Source organism: Saccharothrix saharensis (assembly GCF_006716745.1).
GTDB classification, from domain to species: Bacteria; Actinomycetota; Actinomycetes; order Mycobacteriales; family Pseudonocardiaceae; genus Actinosynnema; species Actinosynnema saharense.
The window spans coordinates 3,120,170-3,143,858 of sequence record NZ_VFPP01000001.1 but is presented as its reverse complement, the minus strand read 5'-3'; the positions used below and the strand labels follow the sequence as shown (position 1 = coordinate 3,143,858).

Here is a 23,689-nt window from a genome sequence, read left to right as displayed (position 1 = left end):
GTTCACGTCGTTGTGGCATCGTGACGCACGTGAGTGCGATTCCTGCCGCTGCGGATGTGCTGGCTCCCGACCTGGAGGTCCTGCCCCTCCCCGAGGTCGCCGAGCGTCTTGGCCTGCCGATCAACCGAGTCCACCAGTTGCTGCGCGACGGTCAGCTGCTCGCCGAGCGCCGTGGTGGTGTGCTCGTCGTCCCCGCCGCGTTCCTCGCCGCCGGAGGCGTGGTGAAGGGGCTGCCCGGCACCATCACGGTGCTGCGCGACTCCGGCTTCTCGACCGAAGAGATCCTCCGGTGGCTGTTCACCGAGGACGAGACCCTGCCCGGCACGCCCATCGAGGCGCTGCGCGGCGACCGCGGCCGTGAGGTGAAGCGGAGGGCACAGGCCTTGGGCTTCTGACGAGCACCGCACCACCCGAGACGACCGACCACGTCCGGGCGGCTCCCCGGCCGGGAGTCGTCCGGACGTCGTGCTCCCGGCGGGCTAACGCCCGGTGACCCTCGCCGCCAGCGCCCGGGCGAGACCCGGCACGGCTACCGCCAGCCGGCGCGACGTCGGCACCACGACCCGGCGGTCCAGCACCCGGTAGTCGGCGGCGGCGATCTCGTCCAGGATGCCCCGGTACAGCGTGAACGCGGTCCGCACGCACGGCCGTGACACGGGGTGCAGCATCGGCACGCCCGGCTCGGCCTCGCGGTACACCGCCGACGTGTGCGCCACCAGGTGCCCCAGCACCCGCCGCACCCGCCGGTCGGCCTTCCCGGTCCGCCGGCACCACACCAGCAGCTCCCGGTCGACGCCGTAGGCCGCCAGCACGTCCCGCGGCAGGTAGACCCGGCCGCGGTCGAGGTCCTCGCCGACGTCGCGCAGGAAGTTCGTGAGCTGGAACGCCCGGCCCAGCGCGGCGGCGGGCGGCTCGGCTTCGGCCCGCGGCACGACCGTGCCGAACACCGGCAGCAGTTGCAGCCCGATCACCGCCGCCGAACCGCGCACGTACCGCTCCAGCGCGGCGAAGTCCGGGTACGAGGTGACGGTGAGGTCCATCCGCATGGACGCCAGGAACTCGTCGAACAGCGCCGGGTCGATCGAGTGGCGGCGCGCGGTGTCGGCCAGGGCCACGAGCACGGGGTGGCCGGTCGGCCGTCCCGCCAGCTCGTCGGCCAGTTGCGCCTCCAGCAGTTCGAGGTCGCCGGCCGGGTCGGTCGACGTGCCGCTGTCCACGATCTCGTCGGCCCACCGCGCGAAGCCGTACAGGGCGTGCACGGCGGGCCGCTGCGCGGGCGTGAGCAGGCGGGTGGCGAGGAAGAACGTGCGGCCGTGCCGGGCGTTCAGCTCGCGGCACCGGGCGTAGGCCGCGGCCAGGTCCGTCACGTGCGCCGTCCGGCCGGCCGGGCAGCCCGCGGGCGCGCCGGTGCGGCGCTGGAACGGGGCAGCGGAGGGGGCGCGGACATCGCGGCCACATCGTCGCACAACGCGCGCGCGGTCAACGCCGGGTGTGCGCCCGCTCGGGTCGCGCCGGCCGCCGCGACCTCGCCCCGGTGAGCCCGGTGATCCGCTGCGCGGCCAGCTTGCCGGAGATGAGCACCGGCGGCACGCCGACGCCCGGCGTGGTGCCGCAGCCGGCCAGCACCGCGTTGTCCAGCACGAGGTTGCGCGGCCGGAACGGCCCCGTCTGGGCGAGCGTGTGCGCGGCCGAGAACGGGGTGCCCGCGGCCAGGCCGAGGTCGGCCCAGTCCTGGGGCGTGACCAGCCGCTCGACCTGGATCGCGGCGCCGAACCCGGTGAGCCCGCGCCGCTCCAGCACGTCGACCAGCTCGTCGCGGTAGGCCGGGCCGACCCGCTCCCAGTCGATCGGGCCGACGCGCAGGTTCGGCGCGGGCGCGAGCACGAACATCCCCTGCCCCGGCGGCGCGGTGACCAGCAGCGACGGGTCGCTCATCAAGGTGCCCCGGCGGGTCAGCTCGTCGAACGTCCGGTCCCACTCCCGGCCGAAGAGCAGCGTGTGGTGCGCCAGCTCCGGCCACGTCCGGTCCACGCCCGCGTGCAGCACGACCGCCGACGGCGACCACGTGACCGGCACGGGACGGCGCGGGCGGTGGCCGAGCAGGCGGTAGGACACCGGCAGGTCCGGTGTGAGCACCACCGCGTCGCACGGGATGCGCTCGCCGTGCGAGGTGCGCACCGCGGTCACCCGGCCGCCGATGCGCTCCAGCCAGGCCACCGGCGTCTGGAACCGCAGGTCGGCGCCCGCGTCCCGGGCGGCCGCCGCCAACGCGTCCGGCAGCGCCCGCATCCCGCCCTCGGGGTAGTGCACGCCCGCGATGGTGTCCATGTACGCGATGACGGCGTACGCGGCGAGGGCCTTGCGCGGCGGGACGCCCGCGTACAGCGACTGGAACGAGAACACCCGCTGCAACCGCTCGTCGCGCACGAACCGCGCCACCGACGGCCCGAGCCGGGCGAACCCGCGCAACCCGGCCAGCTTCGCCAGCTCGGGCGTGAGCAGCGACAGCGGCGAGTCGAAGTTCGACCCGATGAACCTGTCCCGCTCCACCCGGTACAGCTCGGTCAGCCACCGGCGCAGCGCCCGGTAGCCGGTGGCCTCGCGCGGACCGGCGAACCGGCGCACCTCGGCCTCCATCGCCTCGGCGTCGGAGTGCACGTCCAGCGTGCTGCCGTCGGCGAACCGGGCCCGGTAGGCGGGGTGCACGGGCCGCAGGTCCAGCCGGTCGGCCAGCGAGTCGCCGACCGCGTCGAGGGCCTCGTCCACCAGCTCCGGCATGGTCAGCACGGTCGGCCCGGTGTCGAACCGGTAGCCGCCCACGTCCAGCCGTCCCGCCCGGCCGCCGGGCACGGCGTCGCGCTCGACCACGGTGACCCGGCGACCCGCGCCGAGCAGGTGCAGCGCGGCCGACAACCCCGCCAACCCCGCGCCGACCACGACGACGTGGTCCGTGCGGCCGGTGACCGTGCGCATCGTCAGGAAGTCCTCTTGGTGGCGCTGATCGCCAGCTCCGCGAGCCGCTCACCGGCCGGTTCGGCGATCGGCGACCGGTCGAGCGCCCGCAGCGCGGACCCGGTCAGCTCGGCGATCCGCTCCTCCACCGCGTCCACCGCGCCCACCTCGCGCAGCCGGACGCGCACCTGGTCGACCATGGCCACGTCGAGGTCCGGCTTGCCCAGCGCCTCGTGCAGCACGTCCGCGCCGAACTCCATGCCCAGCGCGACCAGCAGCGTCCGCTTGCCCTCGCGCAGGTCGTCGCCCGCGGGCTTGCCGGTCACCGCCGGGTCGCCGAACACGCCGAGCAGGTCGTCACGCAGCTGGAACGCCACCCCGATGTCGGTGCCGAACGACCGCAGGCCGGCCACCAGCTCCGGTGACGCCCCGCCGATCGCCGCACCCATGTGCAGCGGCCGTTCGACGGTGTAGGCGGCGGTCTTGAGCCGGTCGATGCGCAGCGCCGCGTCCGGGGAGGCGTCCCCGCGCGCCTGCGTGAGCACGTCCAGGTACTGGCCGGCGAGCATCTCGGTGCGCATGTCCCGCCACGGCAGGCTCAGCCGCTGCAACGCGTCGGTGGGCAGCCCGGCGGCGAACAGCATGTCGTCGGCCCACGCCAGCGCCACGTCGCCGATGAGCACGGACGCGGCCAGCCCGAACCGCTCGGGCTCGCCGAGCCAACCCCTGGCGCGGTGCTCGCGCGCGAACCGGACGTGCACGGTCGGCATCCCGCGGCGGGTCTCGGAGGCGTCCATCAGGTCGTCGTGCACCAGCGCGCACGCCTGGATCAGCTCCAGCGAGCTGACCGCGGTGAGCACGGCGTCGGCCAGCTCGCCGTCCGGGTCGCCGCCCGCCGCGCGCCAGCCCCACCACGCGAACGTGGGCCGGATCCGCTTGCCGCCGCCGAGGACGAAGTCGGCCAGCGCGTCGACGGCGCCGGTGAAGTTCTCCTCCATGCGCGCACCCAGTGCCCGGCGGTCGGCCAGGTAGGCGGCCAGCGCTTCGTCGACGTGCTTGGGCAGTTCGAGGTCCAACGGGTGGGGCGGCACCCGTCTATCGTCACCTCTCGCACTTCGGGATGCCCAACCGGGGGGCTGGTCCCATCTGGTGACGGCGGTCTTCCACGACTCGGACGTACCTCTAGGCTGTGCGGCATGACGTCGGTGGTCGAGCGCTTGCGCACGGGGTCCCCCGTGTTCTCCGTCGAGTTCTTCCCCCCGCGCGACGAGGCCGAGGAGACGATCCTGTGGCGGGCGATCCGCGAGCTGGAGCCGTTCGACCCGGCGTTCGTGTCCATCACCTACGGCGCGGGCGGCTCGTCGCGCGACCGGACCATCCGCACCACCGGCCGGGTGGCGCAGGAGACGACCCTGCTGCCGATGGCGCACCTCACCCTGGTCAACCACTCGGTGGCCGAGCTGCGCAACGTGATCGGCTGGTACGCGGCGGTCGGCGTGCGCAACATCCTCGCGGTGCGCGGCGACCCGCCCGGCGACCCGAACGGCGAGTGGGTGGCCCACCCGGAGGGGCTGACCTACGCCGAGGAGCTGGTGCGGCTGTGCCGTGAGCTCGGCGACTTCTGCGTGGGCGTCGCGGCCTCGCCGTACGGCCACCCGCGGTCGGCGGACCTGGACACCGACACCGAGTACCTGGTGCGCAAGCTGCGGGCCGGGGCGGACTTCGCGATCGCGCAGCTGTTCTTCCAGCCGGAGGACTTCCTGCGGCTGCGCGACCGGGTGGCCGCGCGCGGCTGCGACACGGTGCTCATCCCGGGCCTCATGCCGCTGACCACGCCGCGGACGTTGGCCAAGACGATCGAGCTGTCGGGGTCGTCGGTGCCGGACGTGGTGGCGCGCCGCCTCGACCCGTACGCCGACGACCCGACGGGCTTCCGCAAGGCGGGCATCGACCTGATGACGGAGATGGGGGAGCGGCTGCTCGCCGAGGGCGTGCCGTGCCTGCACTTCTACACGTTCAACCGGTCGAAGGCGACGCGCGAGATCGTCGGCCGGCTCGGCCTGGTGCCGGCCCGCGCCGTCTAGCTCCCCGGCTCCTGGTCGCTGCCGCCGCGGGTCGCGAGGTCGCCTTCCCGGCGACCTCGCGCCACCGTGCGCGGGGCGGCGGTCACACGCTCTCCACCTGGTGGCGGCGGTGGGCGACGATGGCCAGGATCACGACGATGAGCGCGGCGCCGCCGGTCAGCGCGGCCACCAGCATGGTCCAGCCGAAGTAGGACACCGAGTCGGCGCCCGCGTAGCGGACGGTCGCGGTGAGCATCGAGGCCTGGCCGGGTTTCGGGGACCACGCGATGGTCGCGTTGTCCTCCTCTCGCCCGTTCGTGTCGACGATTTCACCCGGGAAGCTGATCTTCACCTGGATGTCGGCGCGTTCCGGCGGCACCTGCGTCAGGTCGACCGACCCGGACAGCGTCACCAGGTCGCCGGACCGCCGGAAGGTCAGCTGGTACCGGCTGGACGACGCGCTGGTCGCCGCGGACAGCGACCGCACCTCGTCGAAGGTCAGCCCGGTGAACGAGAGCTGCGTGCCGACGTAGTCCTCGACCTTGTACGGCTTGGTGCTGACCCTGCCGGCCAGCTCGTTCGGCACCTTCAGCTGCGGACCGGGGTCGTTGTCCTCGGTCGGCGGGGTGGCGGCGACGATCTCGCCGGACACGCGGTCGTCGGTGGACAACGCCATGGCGGCGTGCAGCCGGACGCACCCCGTCAGCGCGAACAGCGCGAGGAGGAGAACCGGCAGGAGGAGCGCGGAGGCCCTGGGCACCCGGCCATCCTGCCGGCCACGGTCAAAAGTTGACCGGAGGTACACGATCGTGAGCGTGGCTAATTACCTGTTGGGGGGACACGGCCCGCAGGTAACGTGCGATTCATGTCAACCTCCTCCGCCGGCGTGCACGGCATCAGCAACCAGTTCGTGGCGGACTACGCGGCAGCGGACCCGTTGGCCGCGACGTTCATCGGCAAGCCCGGCCACGACGACCGGCTGACCGACTACTCGCCGGAGGGCCACGCCGCCCGCGAGGAACTCGCCCGCACCGCGCTCGCCGCGATCACCGCCGCCGAGCCGGCGGACAAGTCGGAGGCCGACGCGAAGGCCGTGTTCCTGGAGCGCATCGGCCTGGAGGTCGACCTGTACGAAGCGGGCCAGGTGGAGGGCAACCTCAACGTCATCGCGAGCCCCGTGCAGTCGATGCGCGAGGTGTTCGACCAGATGCCCACCGACACGGCCGACGACTGGGCCGTGATCGCGAAGCGGCTCACCGCGGTGCCGGACGCGGTGGCGAACCTGCGCGCGGGTCTGGCGCACGCGGCCGACAAGGGGCACGTGTCGGCGTTGCGGCAGGTCACCAAGGTCGCCGAGCAGTGCGACACGTGGGCGGGTCGGGTCGGCGGCAAGTCGTTCTTCGCCGCCCTGATCGCCGACGCGCCCGCGGACGGCGCGCTGCGCACCGAGCTGGAGGCGGGTGCGAAGGCCGCCGCCGAGGCGTACGGCGACCTGGCCGCGTTCCTGCGCGACGACCTGGCGCGCAAGGCGCCGCGGAAGGACGCGGTCGGCGAGGAGGTCTACCGGCTCCAGTCCCGCTTCTTCACCGGTTCCCGGCTCGACCTCGCCGAGGCCTACGCGTGGGGCTGGGAGGAGTTCACCCGGGTCGAGACCGAGATGAAGCAGGTCGCGAACCGGATCAAGCCGGGCGCGACGCTCGCCGAGGCGGCGGCCGCGCTGGACGCGAACCCGCGCTACCTGGTGCACGGCAAGGACGGCCTGCGGTCGTGGATGCAGGAGCTGTCGGACAAGGCGCTGCAGGACGTGCGCGGCGTGCACTTCGACCTGCCGGACGAGCTGATGAAGCTGGAGTGCCGCATCGCGCCGCCCGGCGGTGGCGTCGGCGCGTACTACAGCAGCCCCACGCCGGACTTCTCCCGTCCCGGCCGCATGTGGTGGTCCGTGCCCGACGACAAGGAGGAGTTCCCCACCTGGCGCGAGGTGACGACCGTCTACCACGAGGGTGTGCCCGGTCACCACCTCCAGGTCGCCACGGCCGTCTACCAGGCCGAGAAGCTCAACGAGTTCCAGCGCCTGATGTGCTGGGTGTCCGGTCACGGCGAGGGCTGGGCGCTGTACGCGGAGCGGCTGATGCGCGAGCTCGGCTACCTGGAGGACGACGGCGACCTGCTGGGCATGCTCGACGCCCACCTGTTCCGCGCGGCCCGCGTGATCGTCGACATCGGCATGCACCTGGAGCTGGAGATCCCCCGGGGCACCGGCTTCCACGAGGGCGAGCGGTGGACCCCGGACCTCGGTCTGGAGTTCATGCTGACCCGCACCATCACCGACCCGGCGCACGTGCGCGACGAGATCGACCGCTACCTGGGCTGGCCCGGCCAGGCCCCGTCGTACAAGCTGGGCGAACGCCTGTGGCTGGCCGCCCGCGACGACGCCCGTTCCCGGCACGGCGACGCGTTCGACCTGAAGAAGTTCCACCGGGACGCCTTGGAGATGGGCGCCATGGGGTTGGACACTCTTCGTGAACGGCTCGCCGAGCTCTGACGTCGGGTGCCGGTGACCCCGGTTTCACGCCGAGGTCACCGGTTCCGGTGTTGGATGGTGGGCGAACGACCGTAGGGGGGGGACCTGATGACCGGACGTGCGAAGCGGACCGCGCTCGGTGCGGTGCTGGCCGGTGCGCTGCTCGTCGCCGGCGCGCCGGCCCACGCGCAGGCGCAACCGCTCGGCGACCAGGCCGAGTGGCGCATCCGCCAGGAGATCGTGGACCACGCCCTGCGGCAGGTCGGCCAGCGCGAGGGCAACGGCAACTACTACCCGCCGCAGTACCAGGTGGCGGGCCAGGGCGTGCTGCGGCCGGCGGAGTGGTGCGGCGTGTTCGTCAACTGGGCGTGGACCACCGCCGGCGTGCCGGACAAGCCTTCGATGCGTCCCGCTCCCGGCGCGTCGGTGCTCGACCAGGGGCACTGGGCCACCTACTGGCAGAAGTGGGGCAGGGCCAACGGCCGGTGGAAGGACATCGCGGAACGCGACGTCGCACCCGGTGACGCGGTGGTCTACGGCAACTACCCCGACATGCACGCGCACGTCGGCCTGGTGGTCGAGGTCAAGTACGACCGGACCGGTCTGAAGGCCACTCACGTGCGGACCGTCGAGGGCAACTTCGGTGACCGGGTGGTGTACTCGAAGCTGCGCAAGATCGAGGGCTTGAACGCGGGCAAGTACCTGCAGGCGTCCGGTTTCGTCTCGCCGTTCTAGGAGATCGGAAGATCGAGGGCGTCCTCGCCGGACGGGCGGATCCCCGTCACGTGAGGGGAAGCGTCCGCCCGAGTACCGCAAAAGGCCGGGGGTCGCCGGTGAACTGGTAGTGCCGCAGCACGTCCACGAAACCCATCCGCCGGTACAACCGCCAAGCCTTGCTCGGCCCCTCCGGAGTGGACAGCAGCACCCGCGAGCTGGGCACGCCCTCCACCAGGTTCCGCAGCAACTGCTCGCCCACCCCGCGCCCCTGGGCGCGGGGCAGGACGTGGAGTTCCGTCAGTTCGAAGTAGTCGCGCATCCACTCCTCGACCGCGCGAGGACCGGACACCATGGTCAGGCCGTGCCGCACCTGCTCGTGCCACCACTGGCCGACCGAACCCCGGTAGCCGTAGCCGATGCCGATCAGCTCGTCCTGCTCGCCGAGCGCCACGACGCACCGCCAGCCGTCGCGGAGCATGTGCGCCAACCACATGGGCGCGCGTTGCTCGGCCGTGCCGGGTGGGTAGTCCATGGCGCTCACGTAGAGCGCCAGCGCCTCGTCCAGCCGGGAGTTCAGCTCCCGACTGGACAGCGTGACGATCCGCTGGGACGGCGCGGCGGTCACTGGGCGACCTCGGCCGGTGTGCCGCCGGTCAGGTCGATCAGGCCCGCGTAGGTGGTCGGGTAGACGGCGTGCGGGTGGCCGGCGGCTGCCCACACGACCTCGTACTGCTCCAGCGCGACGTCGACGAACGTCATGATCGGCGCGGGGTGTCCCACCGGGGAGACGCCGCCGATGACCTGGCCGGTGTGCTCGCGGACGAACGCGGGGGTGGCCCGTTCGATCGAGTCGGCGCCCGCCAGCACGGCCAGCTTGGCCGTGTCCGCGCGGTGTGCGCCGGAGGTGAGCACGAGCAGCGGCGCGGCCACGCCGTCGCGGACGGCGGCGAACACCAGGCTGTTGGCGATCGCGCCGACCGGCACGCCCACCGCCTCGGCCGCCGCGGCGGCGGTGCGGACGGCGTCGGCCAACACGCGGATCCCGTTCGCCGCCTCGTGGTGGCCCGCCTCGGACAGTGCGGCGGCCACCTTGCGGATGCCGGGGTGGTCGAGTGCGCTCACCTGTTCATAAGACCACGGACGGTCGGGTTGAGGAGTTCCGGGCCGGCAGGATAGTCTGGTCCGGCTCGAACGTTTGTTCGAGCAATGCCTTGGTGGTGGGGCGGGGGAAGCGCCCCACCACCAAGTGCCGCCGTCTCCCCGCGGCGGTCGTCGCTGTCCCGACGCCGCGAGGAGGCCGCGAGATGACTCAGACCTTCCCCCGCCGCATTCCCCTCCCGCTGCCACCGGCGTCGGCGGTGTCCCTGCTCGGTCAGGCCCGCGAGTGCCTGGCCGAGGCCGAACGGGACCCGAGCCCGTCCACCCGCTTCGCCACGGCCTACCTGGCCGCGATGCGGGCCGCGGCGGCCGTGCTGGCGGCCAGGGGCCGACCCCACCGGGGCCGGGCCAAGCCGACCAGCGTGTGGGTCCTGCTGTCCTCCCTCGCGCCGGAGCTGCGCGAGTGGGCCGCGTTCTTCGCCGAGTGCTCGGCGACGCGCGCGGCCGTGCTGGCGGGCATCACCAGGCAGGTCACCCACCGCGCAGCCGACGACCTGGTGCGCCAAGCGGCGCAGTTCACCGAGCTGGTCGACGAGATCATGTACGAGGACGGACTGTGAGCAGGGGACTGGTCGCCTACGACCGCCTGATCGACGTGGTGGAGGCCGAAGCCGAGCGCCTGGCGGCGTCGGCCGAGGGACAGCGCCCGGAACGCCAGGTGCCCGCGTGCCCGGGGCTCAACCTCGGGGAGACGGCGCGGCACGTGGGCAGCACGTACCGGATGGTGTCGACGTGGCTGAGGGAAGGCAGCCAACCCCTGGTGTGGCAGCAGGACCCGGAAGCGGGGCAGGAGCTGCCGGAGTACGTCCGCGCGGGCGTGCCGCCGCTGGTGCGCGCGTTGCGGGCGCACGGGCCGGACGACCCGTGCGAGACGTGGTGGCCCGCCGAGCGCAACCACAACTTCTGGGCGAGGCGGCTGGCGCACGAGTCGACCGTGCACCGCATGGACGTCCAGGCGGCGGCCGGGCTGCCGGTCGACCCGGTGGACGACGACGTGGCCGAGGACGGCGTGGACGAGATCCTCACGCTGTGGCTGGGCCACCGGCTGGACATCCTCGGCGTGCGCGGCACGCGTGAGGGCACGGTGGCGATCCGCGCGGGCCGGAAGGTGTGGCTGGCCACCACCGGCCCGGACCCGGCGGTGTCCCGGCTCGTCACCGACGAGGAGGCCGCTTCGGCGAACGGCGCGGTGACCGGCACGCCGATGCAGGTGTACCGCTGGCTGTGGGGCCGCATCCCGGACCGCGACCTGCCGCCGACCACCGGCGACCACGACGCGATCGCCCAGCTGTGGGCGTTGCTGAGGTTGGCCACCAAGTAGCCGCGCCGACCCCCGGACGTGCGCCCGCCGCCGGACACCGACCCCGTCCGACGGCGGGCGCACCCGCCTCGCACCGGCAACTCACAGCGCCAGGGAAGTGACCTCCACCAACCCGCCACCCGTCGCCGTCTCCAACCGGAACCGGGCCGAACGGCCGTCGATCTCCAGCACGCCCACCGAGTTGCCGAAGTGCGGTCCGCTGAACTTGTGCCACGCCACCGGGTCCGGCGAGATGCCGCGTCGATCCGCCCACCACCGCAGCACGCGCGCGATCGGCTTGGACCACGACAGCCGGAACGCGGGCCGGAACACCCACGGCGGATCGTTGTGCACGGGCGAGCACACGAGCTGGTACACCTTCGCGTCCACCGACGTGGCGAACGTCGCCCGCGCCGCGTAGCTGTGGTGCACGTCCCCGGACAGCACGCACACCGTGCCCGGCGCGTCGTCGGACCGCGAGACCCGCTCCAGCAACCGGGCCAGCCGCTCGAACGACGCCCGGAACGCGGGCCAGTGCTCCAGGTCCGCGACCTGCCGCACCTTCTCGCCGACCCGGCCGCGCCACCCAGGCAGGCCCGCCATCCGCTCGTTCAACGACTGGAGGTGGCTCAACCCGTGCGGCATCAGCCACGGCAGCGACGAGCCGATCAGCAGGTGGTCGAAGTCACCGGTCGCGTTGGCCTCGATCCAGTCGAACTCGCCGTCGCCCACCATGAGCCGCTCCGGCCCGGACAGGATGCGCCCGCTGCGCGTGTCGATCACCAGCAGCCGCACCCGGCCGAAGTCGCGCCGGTAGCTCCACCGCGTCGACTTGCCGCCGTCGACCTCCTGGTCGGCCCGCTCGGCGAACTCCTCCAGCAGCGACTGCACGTCACCGCCCGCGGACCGCACCTTGGCGTACAGCTCGTCGGTCGCCAGCTCCTCCGGGCTGAGGTTGCCCAGGTGCTGGTAGACCCAGTACGACGCGAGCCCGGCCCGGATGCGCTCCGGCCACCAGCGCTTGGCCGCCATCTGCTCGCGCCACGTCCGCGAGGTGTTCCAGTCGTCGCGCACGTCGTGGTCGTCGAAGATCATCGACGTCGGCACCACCGACATCAGCCAGCGGATCTCCGGGTCGGCCCACGACTCGTGGTACAGCTCGGCGTACTCGCGGAACGACACCACCTCGCCCGCCGGCTCCGCCCTGCGCTGGGCCAACCACTCCTTGATGCGCGGCGTCGGCTCGTCGGCGTAGACCTGGTCGCCCAGCAGCACCAGCGCCTCCGGCCACTGCTCCTGCGGCTCGTCCTTCATCCGCAGCGCGTACGCGTCCAGCGCGTCGAACCCGAGCTTGTCGGGCGTGCCCTCGCCCTTGGCCGCGCGGCACGACCCGAACAGCAACCGCCGCACCGGCCCGGTCCGGATGCGTGGCGGCGGGAACGGCGAGTCCGGCCGCGGCCACACCACGTCACCGTCCAGTCGCACGTCGTAGGGCGTCGTCGTGCCCGGCGCGAGCCCTTCGACCACCACCAGGGCGAAGTGCTGCTCGCCGACCTGGAACGTCTCCGCACGGTGACCGGCGACGGCGACCTCGCAGGCGGCGTCCACCTCCACCCACACCGTCGCCGACGTGGCATCGACGTGCCGCAGCACCGGACCGAGAACCAGCTGAGCCATTGCGCAGACGTTACCTTCGGACCATGACGACGAGGTGGTACGACGTCGTGGTCGATTCGGCGGAACCCGCCGCGCTGGCCCGGTTCTGGGCGGGCGTGCTGGGCAAGCCGATCACCGGCGAGAGCGCGGACGAGGTGGACGTGGCGTTGAGCGACGGCCAGGAGCTGGTGTTCGTGCCCGTCCAGGACCCGAAGACGGCCAAGAACCGGGTGCACCTCGACCTGGCGTCCACCTCGCCGGAGGACCAGGAGGCGATCGTGACGCGGGCCGTGGACCTGGGCGCGCGGCCGGTCGACGTCGGGCAGGGCGACGTGCCGTGGGTGGTGCTGGCCGACCCGGAGGGCAACGAGTTCTGCGTGCTGGAGCAGCGTGACGAGTACGCGCACACCGGCCCGGTCGCCGCGGTCGTGGTGGACGCGCTCGACCCGCGGGCGCAGGCGGCGTTCTGGGCCGGGCTGACCGGGCTGCCGGTGACGCGCGAGGACGCCGACTTCGCGGCGTTGACGCAGGGAGCCGGGCCGTCGCTGGAGTTCCTGCGGGCGCCCGGGCCGAAGGCGGTGAAGAACCGGCTGCACCTGGACCTCGTGCCGCCCGCCGACGGCGACCTGGCGACCGAGGTGGCCCGGTTGGAGGCGTGGGGCGCGGTGCGGGTGGACGTCGGTCAGATCGACGTGCCGTGGGTGGTGCTGGCCGACCCCGAGGGCAACGAGTTCTGCGTGCTCACCCCGCGCTGACGGCGCGGCGGACCTGTGACGCGAACGGCCTTCGACGTGCTCACCCGTGCGGCGTCGTGGCTGACCGAGGACGGTTTCCTGGTGGCGAACCCGGACCTCGCCGCGGTCGTGACGGAGGAGGACCGGCCGTGGGGCCGACGACCGGGCGGGGCGTTGCGGTCGGCAGGTCCGACCACGACTCGCGACGACGCCGCATCGGGCGCGCCGGCCACCTGGACGTCCGCCTGCCGTTCCGGTACCTCGGCGCCGACGACCGGGCCGGACCGGACCGGACCGGCCAACCCGCACTACGCCGAGGCCCGCCACCTCCGGCCCGGACATCGGTGACACCACGTCCACGGGAGGGATCGTGCGAGACGAACACCCGGTCATCGCGGCGGCGGAGGCCGGCGACGCGGACCGGTTGGCGGAGTTGCTGGACGCCGAACCGGAAGCGGTGAACGCCCGGGGCTGGATGGGCACCACCCCGCTGATCGCCGCCACGTGGAAAGCCGATTCCGCGACGGCGGTCCGGCTGCTGCTGGATCGCGGCGCCGACCCGCTCGCCGTGCGGACGAACGGGGACGGGGCGCTGCACTGGGCAGCGAGCGGTGAGGTGGCGAAGCTGGTGACCACCGCGGCCGGGCTCGCGGCGCGTCACCTGTTCGACCGGACGCCGCTGCACGTCGCGGTCCAGCACGGTCACGTGGACGTGGTGCGGGTCTTCCTCGACGCGGGTGCCGACCCCGCCGCGCTCGACGCGCACCGACGGACACCGCTGGACCTGGCCGAAGACCCCCGCATCGCGCGGCTGCTGATCGAGGCCGGCGCCCCGTGCCGGACAAGCCGGCCGAGCACGCCGCTGCACGATGCGTGCCGGCGTGCCGCCTCCGACGCGGACTGGGTGCCGGTGGTCGAGCTGCTGCTGGTGCACGGCGCCGATCCGGGCGTGCGGGACGAGTTCGGCGATCTGCCGTCGGACCTGGTCGGCGAGCACCGCCCACGGGAGCTGCGGGACCGGTTGAACGCCTTGGTGGCGGCATCCGGGCGTTCGGTGGAACTGGGACCCGACGAGGCGGCGGTGGGCCCGCAGGAGCGCGTCGCGGTCCACCCGGCTCGGCCGGAGGCGCTGACCACGGCGTTCTCCGGCACGGTGCTCGTGCGGTGGCGGCTGACGCCGACGATCGAGCCGGTCGAGGTCATCCGGGTGGGTGGGCGGAAGCGCAGTCGCGGGCCTCGCAGCGGAGGCGCCACGCTGGCCTTCACCGACGGGGACTCCGTGTGGCTGCGGGATTGGGCCGACCTGCGGCGGACCCGCCACGTCGCCGCGGAGTTGCCGCCCGGGAACCGGTACGCCACCCCCGTGCTCTCACCCGACGGCCGGCGGCTCGTGGTCCCCTCGTGCGAGCGCCTGCACGTGATCGACCTCGACCGCGGTGAGGTCGTCGGCGAGCTGGACGGCTTCGGGGATTGGAGCGTGGAGCCGCGGTTCGCCCCGGACGGCAGGACGCTCGCCGTCGGCAACTCGATGCAGGGCACCTGGTGGCTGACCGTGCTCGAACCGGATGACGACGGAAACCCGCGGAGCCGCTATGAGCGCGAGGACGGGCTTCCCACGGGCAACGGCCCCGAGATCGTCACCGACGTCGCGTTCACCCCGGACGGGCACAGGTTCGCGACCTGGGTACGCCCCGACCACGGCTGCCACGGGCCCCACGGCTATCGCGGCCTCGTCGCCACCACCTGGTCCCGGTCGGGCGAGCCGGCCTGGCACTTGCACGTCGACGACGACGTCATCGGCGCACCGGGGCAAGCCGCCTCGGCGTCGCTGTGCTTCACGCCCGACGGCTCGTGGCTCGCGGTCGGACTGGACTCGGGCGTCCTGTGGCTCGACGCCGAAACCGGCAGCCCCGCGTGCCACGACCGCACCTCAGGCGCGGTGAACGCCTTGGCGTCCCACCCCGACCTGGGCCTGATCGCCGCGACCGACCACGGACTGCGCCTCTGCCGTCCGCCTCTCGGTTGATCGCATCGGCCATCCCCGTCGGGGTCGCCCGCCCCTCGCTGTCTTGTCCTCTTGCCTGGCGCTCCGGCTGGAGGCGGTCTAGAGTGCGGCAGTATGCAATATATTAGTCGGGCGTTGTTCCGCGACCAGGCGCTGCACGCGATCCGCGAGGCGATCCTGGGCGGCGACCTGGCGCCCGGCGTGCCGATCAAGGACGTGGAGCTGGCGGAGCGGCTGGGGCTGTCCCGGACGCCGGTGCGCGAAGCGTTGGCCCGGCTGACCGACGAGGGGTTGGTCGAGAGCAAGCCGCACAGCTACACGCGTGTCACGCCGTTGGACACGGCCGCGGTGCGGGACGCGCACGTGGTCGTCCAGTCGATGCACGCGCTCGCCGCCCGACTGGCCGTGCCGCGCGTCGTCGAGGCGGACCTCGACGCGATGCGTGCCGCGAACACGACGTTCGCCCGCGCTCTGGCCGCCGGCGACGTGCCGGCCGCGCTCGCCGCGGACGACGAGTTCCACGCGGTGGCCGTGCGGCGGGCGGACAACTTCGCCGTGACGGCCACCATCGAGCGCTACACGCCGCTGGTGCGCCGCCTGGAACGGCTGCGGTTCGCCGCGCCGACCGGCCGCCACTCGGTGGCGATGCACGACGAGATCACCACCGCCTTCGCCGCGGCCGACGCCGACCTCGCGGCGCGGCTGGTCGAGCGGAACTGGGCGACGTTGGCCGACCTGCTCTCGGTTGAGGAGAACTGACATGGCACTGGGCGATTTCGAGCGCTTCCCGTTGACCTTCGGGCCGTCACCGGTGCACAAGCTGGAGCGGCTGACGAAGCACCTCGGTGGCGCGCAGGTGTGGGCGAAGCGGGAGGACTGCAACTCCGGCTTGGCCTACGGCGGCAACAAGACCCGCAAGCTGGAGTACCTGGTGGCCGAGGCTCTGGCGACGGGCTGCGACACGGTGGTGTCCATCGGCGGCGTGCAGTCCAACCACACGCGCCAAGTCGCCGCCGCGGCGGCCCGCGCCGGCCTGAGGTGCGTGCTGGTGCAGGAGAGCTGGGTCGACTGGCCGGACGCCGTGTACGACCGGGTGGGCAACATCCTGCTGAGCCGGTTGATGGGCGCCGAGGTGCGGCTGGTGGAGGCGGGTTTCGGCATCGGCGTCAAACCGGCTTGGGAGCAGGCGATCGAGGACGTCCGCGCGGCCGGCGGCAAGCCGTACCCGATCCCGGCGGGCGCGTCGGACCACCCGCTGGGCGGCCTGGGGTTCGCCGGCTGGGCGGCCGAGGTCGAACGGCAGGAGGCCGAGCTGGGCGTGCGGTTCGACACGGTGGTCGTGTGCTCGGTGACCGGTAGCACGCAGGCGGGCATGGTCGCGGGGTTCGCGGGCAGCGGCCGGACGGTCATCGGCATCGACGCCTCCGCCGAGCCGTGCGACACGCGCGACCAGATCACCCGCATCGCCAAGAACACGGCGGGCCTGCTGGGTGTCGAGGTGACCGACGAGGACGTCATCCTCGACGACCGGTTCCACGAAGGGATCTACGGCGTGCCGGGCGAGTCCACTGTGGACGCCATGAAGCTCGGGGCTCGGCTGGAGGGCATGATCACCGACCCGGTGTACGAGGGCAAGTCGCTGGCCGGGCTGGTGGAACTGGTCTCGACCGGCGAGATCCCGCGTGACGCCAACGTCCTCTACGCCCACCTGGGTGGCCAGCCTGCGCTCAACGCCTACAGCGCCCTGTTCCGCTGAGGTCCGGCCCGGCCCGCGCGGTGCGCTCGGCGTTCCGCCGGGGCGGACTCGTTGGTCCGTGAGCCCGGTGTCAGCGGGGCGGTCCGTGAGTGACGGCCGGGGTGGTGGTGCGGTGGATGGGGTGGTCGTGGTCCCGCTGCCTCCTGCCGATCCGGCAACTTGAGTGGTGTGCGGGAAGTTCCTCGGGAGCTTCTCTCCGGGTGATCTCGGAGATGGCGTAGGTCGTGGGTAGGACAGGGCGGTCAGGCTCGGAGGCGTAGGCCTTTCGGGGTGGCGCGGAAGCCGGCTTCTTGGAGGATGCCGGAGAGGTGGGAGGTCAGGGCGACTTCGCCGTCGGCCTTCTGCACGGCCAGTTGGCCCAGCCAGCCGTCGCGCACCGCTCGGCTCAGGGCTTGGGCCGCGGCGCGCAGGGAGTCCTCTTCCTCGGTGAACGACAGCAGGGACCGGCCACCCCGTTCCACGTAGAGCGTGGCCAGGCCGTCCACCATCACGACGAGCGCACCGGACTTGCGGCCGGGGCGGTGCTTGCCCTCGCCGGACAGGTCCGGCCACGCCAGGGCCGCGCCGTAGGGCTGGGCCGGATCGGTGGCGGCCAGTACGACGGCTTCCGGTTTGCCCGTGTGCTCTTGACCGGGCGGGCGGGACGAGGCGCGGAGTCGGTCCACGGCGCCTCGGGCGGCGAACTGGGCGGCGCCGAGGCCTTCGACCACGTAGCCGCGCACGACCTGGCCGGACTCCTCCATCGCGCGCAGCACCCGGTACACGCCGCTGAAGCCGCCGGTCACCCGCTCGGTGTCCAGCGCGCCCCTGGTCAGCACGCCGTGCCGTTCGAGGAACGCCTCGGCGCGCGCGTGCGCACGCCGGGTCGCGTCCACGGCGGGCACGACGGCCAGCGACCACCGCCCCGCCACGGTCGGTGGCCCGGTGCGGCTCGGCAGGTCCGGTCTGCCGGCCCGCATCCGCGCGTAACGGCCCCGCGGCGCCGCCCGCCGCGGTTTGTGCGCGGCGCCGCCGCCGGCGACCAGCGCCCGCACCGGCGCCAACGTGTCGTTGGTGACCACGCCCGCCCACACCAGGTCCCACAACGCGCCGACGACCTCGCTGTCCGTCGTCGGCCCCTGCAACGACACCCGGTCGACCACCTGCCGGAAGAACAACGCACCCCCGCCCAACGCCTCCACCACGGCGGTGTGCAGTGACGACTCCGGCATCGCCTCGGGCACCAGGTCCGGCAGCAGCAGGTCGGCCACGTCGGTCGGCGCCAACGCGATCCAGCCGTCACCGCCCGCCAGCGAGCCGCACCCCGTCCACGTCACCTCGCCGGACGCGGTCAGCTCGTCCAGCAGCGCGGGGCTGTAGCCGGGCAGCCGCGCGGGCAGCACCAGCGACTCCACCGCGCTCGCGGGCAGCGGCGCGCCCGCCAGCTGCTCGACCACCGAGTACACGTCGTCCACGGTCGGCGCGGACCGCAGCCGCCGGCCCACCCCGTGCCAGCCCGGCAGGAACCGGCCCAGCGCCGCGGGCTCCACCGGCTCCACCTCGGCCCGCAACCGGGCCAGCGACGCGCGCCGCAGCCGCCGCAGCACCTCGGCGTCGCAGTACTCGGTGTGCGTGCCACCGGGTCTGAGCTCGCCGCGCACCAACCGCCCGGTGGCGGCCATCCGCTCCAGCACCCCGGTCACCACGGCCACGCCCAGCCCGAACCGCTCCGCCGCTTCCACCGCCGGGAACGGCCCGTGCGTGCGCGCGTAACGGGACAGCAGGTCGCCCAACGGGTCGGCCACCGGCTCGGTGAACACCTCCGGCACGCCCACCGGCAGCGCCACGCCCAACGCGTCACGCACCCGGCCCGCGTCCTCGATCCCGATCACCCGGTCCTCGCCCGCGATGCGCACCCGGATCGCCCGCCGCTGCGCCACCAGGTCCGCCAGCCACTCCGGCCGCACGCCCCGCTCCGCCGCCTCGGCCTCCGACAGGTCGCCGAGGAACCGCAACAGGTCCGCCGCACCCTCCGCGTCACGCGCGTGCCGGTCCGGTGCCAGGCGTTGCAGGTTCCGCTCGACCTCCGCGACCACCTCCGGGTCCAGCAGCTCCCGGATCGCCTCGGAGCCCAGCAGTTCCGCCAGCAGCGCCGAGTCCAGCGACAACGCCGCCGCCCGCCGCTCGGCCAGCGGCGCGTCCGCCTCGTACAGGAACATCCCGACGTAGCCGAACAGCAGGCTGCGCGCGAACGGTGACGGCGACGGAGTCTCGACCTCCACCACGCGCACCCGCCGTGCCCGGATGTCGCTCATCAGCTCACGCAGGCCGGGCACGTCGTACACGTCCTGCAGGACCTCGCGCATGGCCTCCAGCACGACGGGGAAGCTCTCGTACTTCGCCGCCACGGACAGCAGCTGAGCCGCCCGCTGCCGCTGCTGCCACAACGGCGAGCGCTTGCGCGGGTCGCGCCGGGGCAGCAGCAGCGACCGCGCCGCGCACTCCCGGAACCGGGCCGCGAACAACGCCGAGCCGCCCACCTCGGCCACCACGACCTGCTCGACCTCCTCCGGGTCGAGCAGCACGTCGTCCGCACCCGCCACGACCTGCGCGCCGTCCAGGTCGACCGCGTCGGGCAGCCGGATCACGATGCCGTCGTCGGAGTGCGCCGCCTGCACCTCGATGCCGCGGCGCTCCCGCAGCCGGGCCGCGATGGCCAGCGCCCACGGCGCGTTGACCTGCGCGCCGAACGGCGAGTGCACCACCAGCCGCCAGTCGCCCAGCTCGTCGCGGAACCGCTCGACCAGCACGACCCGGTCGTTGGGCACGTGCCTGGTCGCCTCGCGCTGCTCGCCCAGGTAGGCCAGCAGGTTCGACGTCGCCCACGCGTCCAGCCCGGCCGACGCGGTCCGCTCCGCCGCCGGCGCGTCCTCCATCGTGGACACCTCGCGCAGGAACTTCCCCAGCGCCCGTCCCAGCTCCAGCGGGCGGCCCGGCGCGTCGCCCTTCCAGAACGGCATCCGCGCGGGCTGGCCGGGCGCGGGAATTACGATCACCCGGTCGTGGGTGATGTCCTCGACCCGCCACGACGACGTGCCGAGCAGGAACGTGTCGCCCACCCGCGACTCGTAGACCATCTCCTCGTCCAGCTCGCCGACCCGCGAGCCGGGGCCGCGCTCGGACGGCGGCGTCATCACCGCGAACAGGCCGCGGTCGGGGATCGTGCCGCCCGACGTCACCGCCAGCCGCTGCGAACCCGGCCGGCCGCGCAGCTCGCCGGTGATCCGGTCCCACGTGATGCGGGGCCGCAGCTCGCCGAACTCCTCGCTCGGGTACCGGCCCGCGAGCATGTCCAGCACCGCCTGCAACGCCGACTCCGGCAGCGCGGCGAACGGCGCGGCCCGCCGCACCAGCCCGGACAACGCTTCGACCGTCCACGTCTCCATCGCCACCATCGCCACCACGTGCTGCGCCAGCACGTCCAGCGGGTTGCGCGGGTACCGCACGGCCTCGATCGCGCCGTCCCGCATCCGTTCCGCCACCACCGCGCACGACACCAGGTCGCCGCGGAACTTGGGGAACATCACGCCCCGTGACACCGCGCCGACCTGGTGCCCGGCGCGGCCGACGCGCTGCAGGCCCGACGCCACCGTCGGCGGCGCCTCGACCTGCACCACCAGGTCGACCGCGCCCATGTCGATGCCCAGCTCCAGCGACGACGTGGCCACCACGCACGGCAACCGGCCGGACTTCAGCTCTTCCTCGACCACCACCCGCTGCTCCCGCGACATCGAGCCGTGGTGGGCGCGGGCTATCGCGGCCGAGCGCTGGGTGGTGACGCCGGACTGGGCGGGCGCCTCGGCCGGGAACCGCTCCGGCTCGGCGGCCTCCCCCTCGGCCTCCTCGGCGAGCTCGTTGAGCCGCGCGGTGAGCCGTTCCGCCAGCCGCCGCGAGTTGGCGAACACGATGGTCGACCGGTGCTGCCGGACCAGCTCCAGCACCCGCTGCTCCACCGACGGCCAGATCGACGCCCGCTGCTCCGCACCCGCCGCCGAGCCCGACACCTCGCCGGTCGGCTCGCCCAGCACCGACATGTCCTCGACCGGGACCTCGACCCGCACCTCGATCGTCTTGGCCGTCTTCGGCTGCACGACCCGCACCGGCCGCCCGCCCGCGAGGAACGCGCCCACCTCCTCGACCGGCCGGACCGTGGCCGACAGCCCGATCCGCTGGGCGGGCCGCTCCAGCAGCGCGTCCAGCCGTTCCAGCGACAGCGCCAGGTGCGCGCCGCGCTTGGTGCCCGCCACCGCGTGCACCTCGTCCACGATCACCGTCTCGACACCGCGCAACGAGTCGCGCGCGGCCGAGGTGAGCACCAGGAACAGCGACTCCGGCGTGGTGACCAGCACGTCCGGCGGTGTCCGGGCGAACGCCCGCCGCGCGTCCGCGGGCGTGTCGCCGGTGCGCATGCCGACCGTGATGTCCGGTTCGGGCAGCGACAGCCGGTGCGAGGCCTGCCGGATGCCCGCCAACGGCGCGCGCAGGTTGCGCTCCACGTCCACCGCCAGCGCCTTCAGCGGTGAGACGTACAGCACCCGGCACCGCCGCCGGGGCTCGGCGGGTTTCGGCGTGGCCGCCAGCCGGTCCAGCGCCCAGAGGAACGCGGCGAGCGTCTTGCCGGACCCGGTCGGCGCGATGACCAGCGCGTGCTCGCCCGCGGCGGCCGCCTCCCACGCGCCCGCCTGCGCCGCCGTGGGCGCGGCGAAGGCCCCGGCGAACCACTGCCGGGTCGCGGGGGAGAAAGCAGCCATGACGTCCACACCGACATCTTGAACCAGCGGTCCGACATTTTTCGGTTGTGGCACGATCACCCCGTTCGAACCGAAGGGGTGACCGTGCGCGTCCTGTCCGTCGACCTGGGCACTTCCAACACCGTCGCGGTGCTCGCCGCGCACGGCAGGCCGCCCCGGGTCGTGGAGGTCGACGGGTCGGCCACCATGCCGTCGGCCGTGTACTGCGAGGAGGACGGCACGCTGGTCGTCGGCCGTGACGCCGAGCGCCGCGCCCGCCTCGACCCGGCCCGCTTCGAGCCCAACCCCAAGCGCCGGGTGGACGACGGCGTGCTGCTCCTGGGTGACAACGTCGTCCCGGTCACCGACGCGCTGGCCGCCGTGCTGCGCCGCGTGCTGGAGGAGACGACCCGCCAGCTGGGCGGTGAGCCGCTGGACGAGGTCCGCCTCACCCACCCCGCGCAGTGGGGCGCGACCCGCCGCAACGTGCTGCTGTCCGCGGCGCGCCTCGGTGGCGTGACCGCCGAGGTCGTGCTGGTGCCCGAGCCGGTGGCCGCCGCCTCGCACTACGCGTCGCTGTCGGTCGGCCAGGCGCTCGCGGTCTACGACCTGGGGGCGGGCACGTTCGACGTGGCCATCGTCGGCGCCACCCAGAGCGGGTTCACCGTGCTCGCCGAGGACGGCCTGCAGGACCTGGGCGGCCTGGACGTCGACCAGGCGCTGCTGGAGCACGTCGGCAGGCAGGTGTCGCACCGCGACCCGGCGGCCTGGCAGCGGCTTCTGCGGCCCGAGTCCACCGCGGACCGGCGGGCCCGCCGCACGTTGCAGGAGGACGTTCGGGCGGCCAAGGAGTCGCTGTCGCGGCACGCGCACACCGAGGTGCCGATGCCGGAGCCGTTCGAGGACGTGCTGGTCAACCGCTCCGACCTGGAGGCGCTGGTCCGGCCGAGCATGATGCGCAGCGTGGAGCTGCTCGAGTCCACGATCCGCTCCACCGGCATGGCGCCCAACCAGCTCGCGGGCATCTACCTGGTCGGCGGCTCGAGCCGGATCCCGCTGGTCGCGAACATGATCGCCGAGCAGGTGCGGATCGTGCCGACGAGCCTGGACCAGCCGGAGACCGCGGTCGCCCTGGGCGCGCACCACGTGCCCAGGAACGGTGTCACGCCGCGTTCCCAGGAGCCGACCCGGGCCAAGGAGCCCGACACGGTCGTCACCAAGCCGGTGACGCCGCCGGGCGGGGCGTTCCAGACCAACCCGGCGGTCAGCGGCGCGCACCCGGTGAACCCGGCCGTGAGCGGTCCGTACCAGGTCAACCCCGGTGCCAGCGGCGCTTACCAGGTCAACCCGGCGGTCAGCGGGCCCTACCAGGTGTACCCGCAGACCGCGCCGCAGCAGTTCAACTTCCCGACCGTCGGCACGCGCGCGCCGGCCGAGTCGAAGAAGAAGCCCGACCGCAAGACCCTGCTGATCGCGGCGGGCGCGGCCGTGGTGCTCGCGCTGGCGGTGGTCGGCGGGATCTTCGCGTTCAGCGGGGTGGACGTGCCCAGCGCGCAGGAGTGCAAGAACGACACCCAGCAGGACGACAAGGGCTTCACCGAGTGCCTGCGGCTGCTCGCGGGCACGATCCCGGACACCAGCACGTGCAAGGCGGGCGGCACGCCCGGTGTGGGCGGTGTCAACGGCATCAAGGGCACCGTGGTCAGCTGCGCGGTGAAGGACGACTACTCGGTCCAGTACGTGCTCACCGAGACCGTCATCGGCGCGCAGCACGGCGCGGAGGCCGTGGTGCGGTCCCTCAAGACCGACATGGTCGAGGCGCAGTGGGCGGGCAACGGCCTCACCGGCAAGTACCGGGCCGCCGCCGACGGCGGGCTGGGGCTGCTCGTGTTCACCGCGGACGACCTGCCGCTGCTGGGCATCGTGACCAAGAGCGGTGGCGGGGAGCTGACCGCCGACCAGGTCGCGGACTTCTTCGAGGCCGCGGTCCAACCGGGCACCTGAGACCCGGACGGTGGCTGGTAGGGCCCGGCCCCGGCCGGCACAGTCAAGATC

General features: G+C 73.6%; 20 protein-coding genes. 12 read left to right on the top strand and 8 right to left on the bottom strand.

All coding sequences use genetic code 11. The features are described 5' to 3' along the window. The first annotated feature begins 29 nt into the window (after nt 1–29). Nucleotides 30–395 (top strand): Rv2175c family DNA-binding protein, encoded by a 366-nt coding sequence (locus tag FHX81_RS13080; protein WP_170232415.1) that lies wholly within the window; start codon nt 30–32, stop codon nt 393–395. 84 nt (nt 396–479) lie between these two features. Here the strand turns inward: FHX81_RS13080 and FHX81_RS13075 are convergent, their stop codons facing one another. The 3 genes from FHX81_RS13075 to FHX81_RS13065 all read right to left on the bottom strand — a co-directional run bounded on the left by FHX81_RS13075 (nt 480) and on the right by FHX81_RS13065 (nt 4,043). Continuing rightward, on the bottom strand, nt 480–1,367 hold the full coding sequence (locus FHX81_RS13075; RefSeq protein WP_141978244.1) for a phytoene/squalene synthase family protein: 888 nt from the start codon (nt 1,365–1,367) through the stop codon (nt 480–482). 112 nt (nt 1,368–1,479) lie between these two features. Then, on the bottom strand, nt 1,480–2,973 hold the full coding sequence (crtI, locus tag FHX81_RS13070; protein ID WP_141978242.1) for a phytoene desaturase family protein: 1,494 nt from the start codon (nt 2,971–2,973) through the stop codon (nt 1,480–1,482). A 2-nt stretch (nt 2,974–2,975) separates the two neighbouring features. Further along, entirely contained in the window at nt 2,976–4,043 is a 1,068-nt protein-coding gene (locus FHX81_RS13065) for a polyprenyl synthetase family protein (RefSeq protein WP_141978240.1), read from the bottom strand. Between the two features lie 105 nt (nt 4,044–4,148). Here FHX81_RS13065 and FHX81_RS13060 point away from each other — a divergent pair, with 105 nt between their 5' ends. After that, nucleotides 4,149–5,036, top strand: coding sequence for a methylenetetrahydrofolate reductase (locus FHX81_RS13060; protein ID WP_141978238.1), 888 nt, complete (start codon nt 4,149–4,151; stop codon nt 5,034–5,036). Nucleotides 5,037–5,118: 82 nt separating this feature from the next. Here FHX81_RS13060 and FHX81_RS13055 read toward each other — a convergent pair whose 3' ends face one another. Continuing rightward, nucleotides 5,119–5,775, bottom strand: a complete 657-nt coding sequence (locus FHX81_RS13055) for a DUF3153 domain-containing protein (RefSeq protein WP_141978236.1) — start codon at nt 5,773–5,775, stop codon at nt 5,119–5,121. 105 nt (nt 5,776–5,880) lie between these two features. Between FHX81_RS13055 and FHX81_RS13050 the strand changes: the two genes are divergently transcribed. Both FHX81_RS13050 and FHX81_RS13045 read left to right on the top strand, forming a co-directional pair. Then, nucleotides 5,881–7,560 carry a DUF885 domain-containing protein gene (locus tag FHX81_RS13050; protein WP_141978234.1) on the top strand — a complete coding sequence of 560 codons (1,680 nt, stop codon included), beginning with the start codon at nt 5,881–5,883 and terminating at the stop codon, nt 7,558–7,560. 87 nt (nt 7,561–7,647) lie between these two features. Further along, nucleotides 7,648–8,274 (top strand): CHAP domain-containing protein, encoded by a 627-nt coding sequence (locus FHX81_RS13045; protein WP_141978231.1) that lies wholly within the window; start codon nt 7,648–7,650, stop codon nt 8,272–8,274. Nucleotides 8,275–8,320: 46 nt separating this feature from the next. Here FHX81_RS13045 and FHX81_RS13040 read toward each other — a convergent pair whose 3' ends face one another. Continuing rightward, nucleotides 8,321–8,881: a GNAT family N-acetyltransferase gene (locus tag FHX81_RS13040; protein WP_141978229.1), complete on the bottom strand. Its 561-nt coding sequence runs from the start codon at nt 8,879–8,881 to the stop codon at nt 8,321–8,323. Then, a complete protein-coding gene (locus FHX81_RS13035) occupies nt 8,878–9,378 on the bottom strand; it encodes a YbaK/EbsC family protein (protein ID WP_141978227.1) in 501 nt (166 codons plus the stop codon). Before FHX81_RS13035 ends, FHX81_RS13040 begins: the two co-directional genes overlap by 4 nt. Nucleotides 9,379–9,560: 182 nt before the next feature. Here FHX81_RS13035 and FHX81_RS13030 point away from each other — a divergent pair, with 182 nt between their 5' ends. Together FHX81_RS13030 and FHX81_RS13025 are read left to right on the top strand one after the other, a co-directional pair. Further along, the gene (locus FHX81_RS13030; RefSeq protein WP_141978225.1) at nt 9,561–9,974 is read left to right on the top strand and encodes an SAV_6107 family HEPN domain-containing protein; all 414 of its coding nucleotides are present in this window, start codon (nt 9,561–9,563) and stop codon (nt 9,972–9,974) included. Next, nucleotides 9,971–10,735, top strand: a complete 765-nt coding sequence (locus FHX81_RS13025; protein WP_141978222.1) for a maleylpyruvate isomerase family mycothiol-dependent enzyme — start codon at nt 9,971–9,973, stop codon at nt 10,733–10,735. Before FHX81_RS13030 ends, FHX81_RS13025 begins: the two co-directional genes overlap by 4 nt. An 81-nt stretch (nt 10,736–10,816) precedes the next feature. Here the strand turns inward: FHX81_RS13025 and FHX81_RS13020 are convergent, their stop codons facing one another. Next, nucleotides 10,817–12,391 carry an alkaline phosphatase D family protein gene (locus FHX81_RS13020; RefSeq protein WP_141978220.1) on the bottom strand — a complete coding sequence of 525 codons (1,575 nt, stop codon included), beginning with the start codon at nt 12,389–12,391 and terminating at the stop codon, nt 10,817–10,819. 23 nt (nt 12,392–12,414) lie between these two features. Between FHX81_RS13020 and FHX81_RS13015 the strand changes: the two genes are divergently transcribed. The 5 genes from FHX81_RS13015 to FHX81_RS12995 all read left to right on the top strand — a co-directional run bounded on the left by FHX81_RS13015 (nt 12,415) and on the right by FHX81_RS12995 (nt 16,865). Continuing rightward, complete coding sequence (locus FHX81_RS13015) at nt 12,415–13,125, top strand: VOC family protein (protein WP_141978218.1); 711 nt, start codon at nt 12,415–12,417, stop codon at nt 13,123–13,125. Nucleotides 13,126–13,140: 15 nt separating this feature from the next. After that, nucleotides 13,141–13,452, top strand: a complete 312-nt coding sequence (locus FHX81_RS13010) for a hypothetical protein (RefSeq protein ID WP_141978216.1) — start codon at nt 13,141–13,143, stop codon at nt 13,450–13,452. 22 nt (nt 13,453–13,474) lie between these two features. Continuing rightward, the gene (locus FHX81_RS13005; RefSeq protein WP_141978214.1) at nt 13,475–15,130 is read left to right on the top strand and encodes an ankyrin repeat domain-containing protein; all 1,656 of its coding nucleotides are present in this window, start codon (nt 13,475–13,477) and stop codon (nt 15,128–15,130) included. A 93-nt stretch (nt 15,131–15,223) separates the two neighbouring features. Then, entirely contained in the window at nt 15,224–15,868 is a 645-nt protein-coding gene (locus FHX81_RS13000; protein WP_141978211.1) for a GntR family transcriptional regulator, read from the top strand. A 1-nt stretch (nt 15,869) separates the two neighbouring features. Further along, entirely contained in the window at nt 15,870–16,865 is a 996-nt protein-coding gene (locus tag FHX81_RS12995; RefSeq protein WP_141978209.1) for a 1-aminocyclopropane-1-carboxylate deaminase, read from the top strand. A gap of 242 nt (nt 16,866–17,107) precedes the next feature. Here the strand turns inward: FHX81_RS12995 and FHX81_RS12990 are convergent, their stop codons facing one another. Beyond that, on the bottom strand, nt 17,108–21,655 hold the full coding sequence (locus tag FHX81_RS12990; RefSeq protein ID WP_141978207.1) for an ATP-dependent helicase: 4,548 nt from the start codon (nt 21,653–21,655) through the stop codon (nt 17,108–17,110). A gap of 84 nt (nt 21,656–21,739) precedes the next feature. On the opposite strand from FHX81_RS12990, the gene FHX81_RS12985 reads away from it, so the two are divergent. Continuing rightward, nucleotides 21,740–23,638, top strand: coding sequence for an Hsp70 family protein (locus FHX81_RS12985; protein WP_141978205.1), 1,899 nt, complete (start codon nt 21,740–21,742; stop codon nt 23,636–23,638). Nucleotides 23,639–23,689: the final 51 nt, after the last annotated feature.

Bases quoted from the DNA above. Each gene is read 5' to 3' on its own strand.
- crtI (WP_141978242.1), bottom strand. From the start codon at position 2,973: ATGCGCACGGTCACCGGCCGCACGGACCACGTCGTCGTGGTCGGCGCG.
- FHX81_RS13060 (WP_141978238.1), top strand. From the start codon at position 4,149: ATGACGTCGGTGGTCGAGCGCTTGCGCACGGGGTCCCCCGTGTTCTCC.
- FHX81_RS13050 (WP_141978234.1), top strand. From the start codon at position 5,881: ATGTCAACCTCCTCCGCCGGCGTGCACGGCATCAGCAACCAGTTCGTG.
- FHX81_RS13045 (WP_141978231.1), top strand. From the start codon at position 7,648: ATGACCGGACGTGCGAAGCGGACCGCGCTCGGTGCGGTGCTGGCCGGT.
- FHX81_RS13030 (WP_141978225.1), top strand. From the start codon at position 9,561: ATGACTCAGACCTTCCCCCGCCGCATTCCCCTCCCGCTGCCACCGGCG.
- FHX81_RS13020 (WP_141978220.1), bottom strand. From the start codon at position 12,391: ATGGCTCAGCTGGTTCTCGGTCCGGTGCTGCGGCACGTCGATGCCACG.
- FHX81_RS13015 (WP_141978218.1), top strand. From the start codon at position 12,415: ATGACGACGAGGTGGTACGACGTCGTGGTCGATTCGGCGGAACCCGCC.
- FHX81_RS13000 (WP_141978211.1), top strand. From the start codon at position 15,224: ATGCAATATATTAGTCGGGCGTTGTTCCGCGACCAGGCGCTGCACGCG.
- FHX81_RS12995 (WP_141978209.1), top strand. From the start codon at position 15,870: ATGGCACTGGGCGATTTCGAGCGCTTCCCGTTGACCTTCGGGCCGTCA.
- FHX81_RS12990 (WP_141978207.1), bottom strand. From the start codon at position 21,655: ATGGCTGCTTTCTCCCCCGCGACCCGGCAGTGGTTCGCCGGGGCCTTC.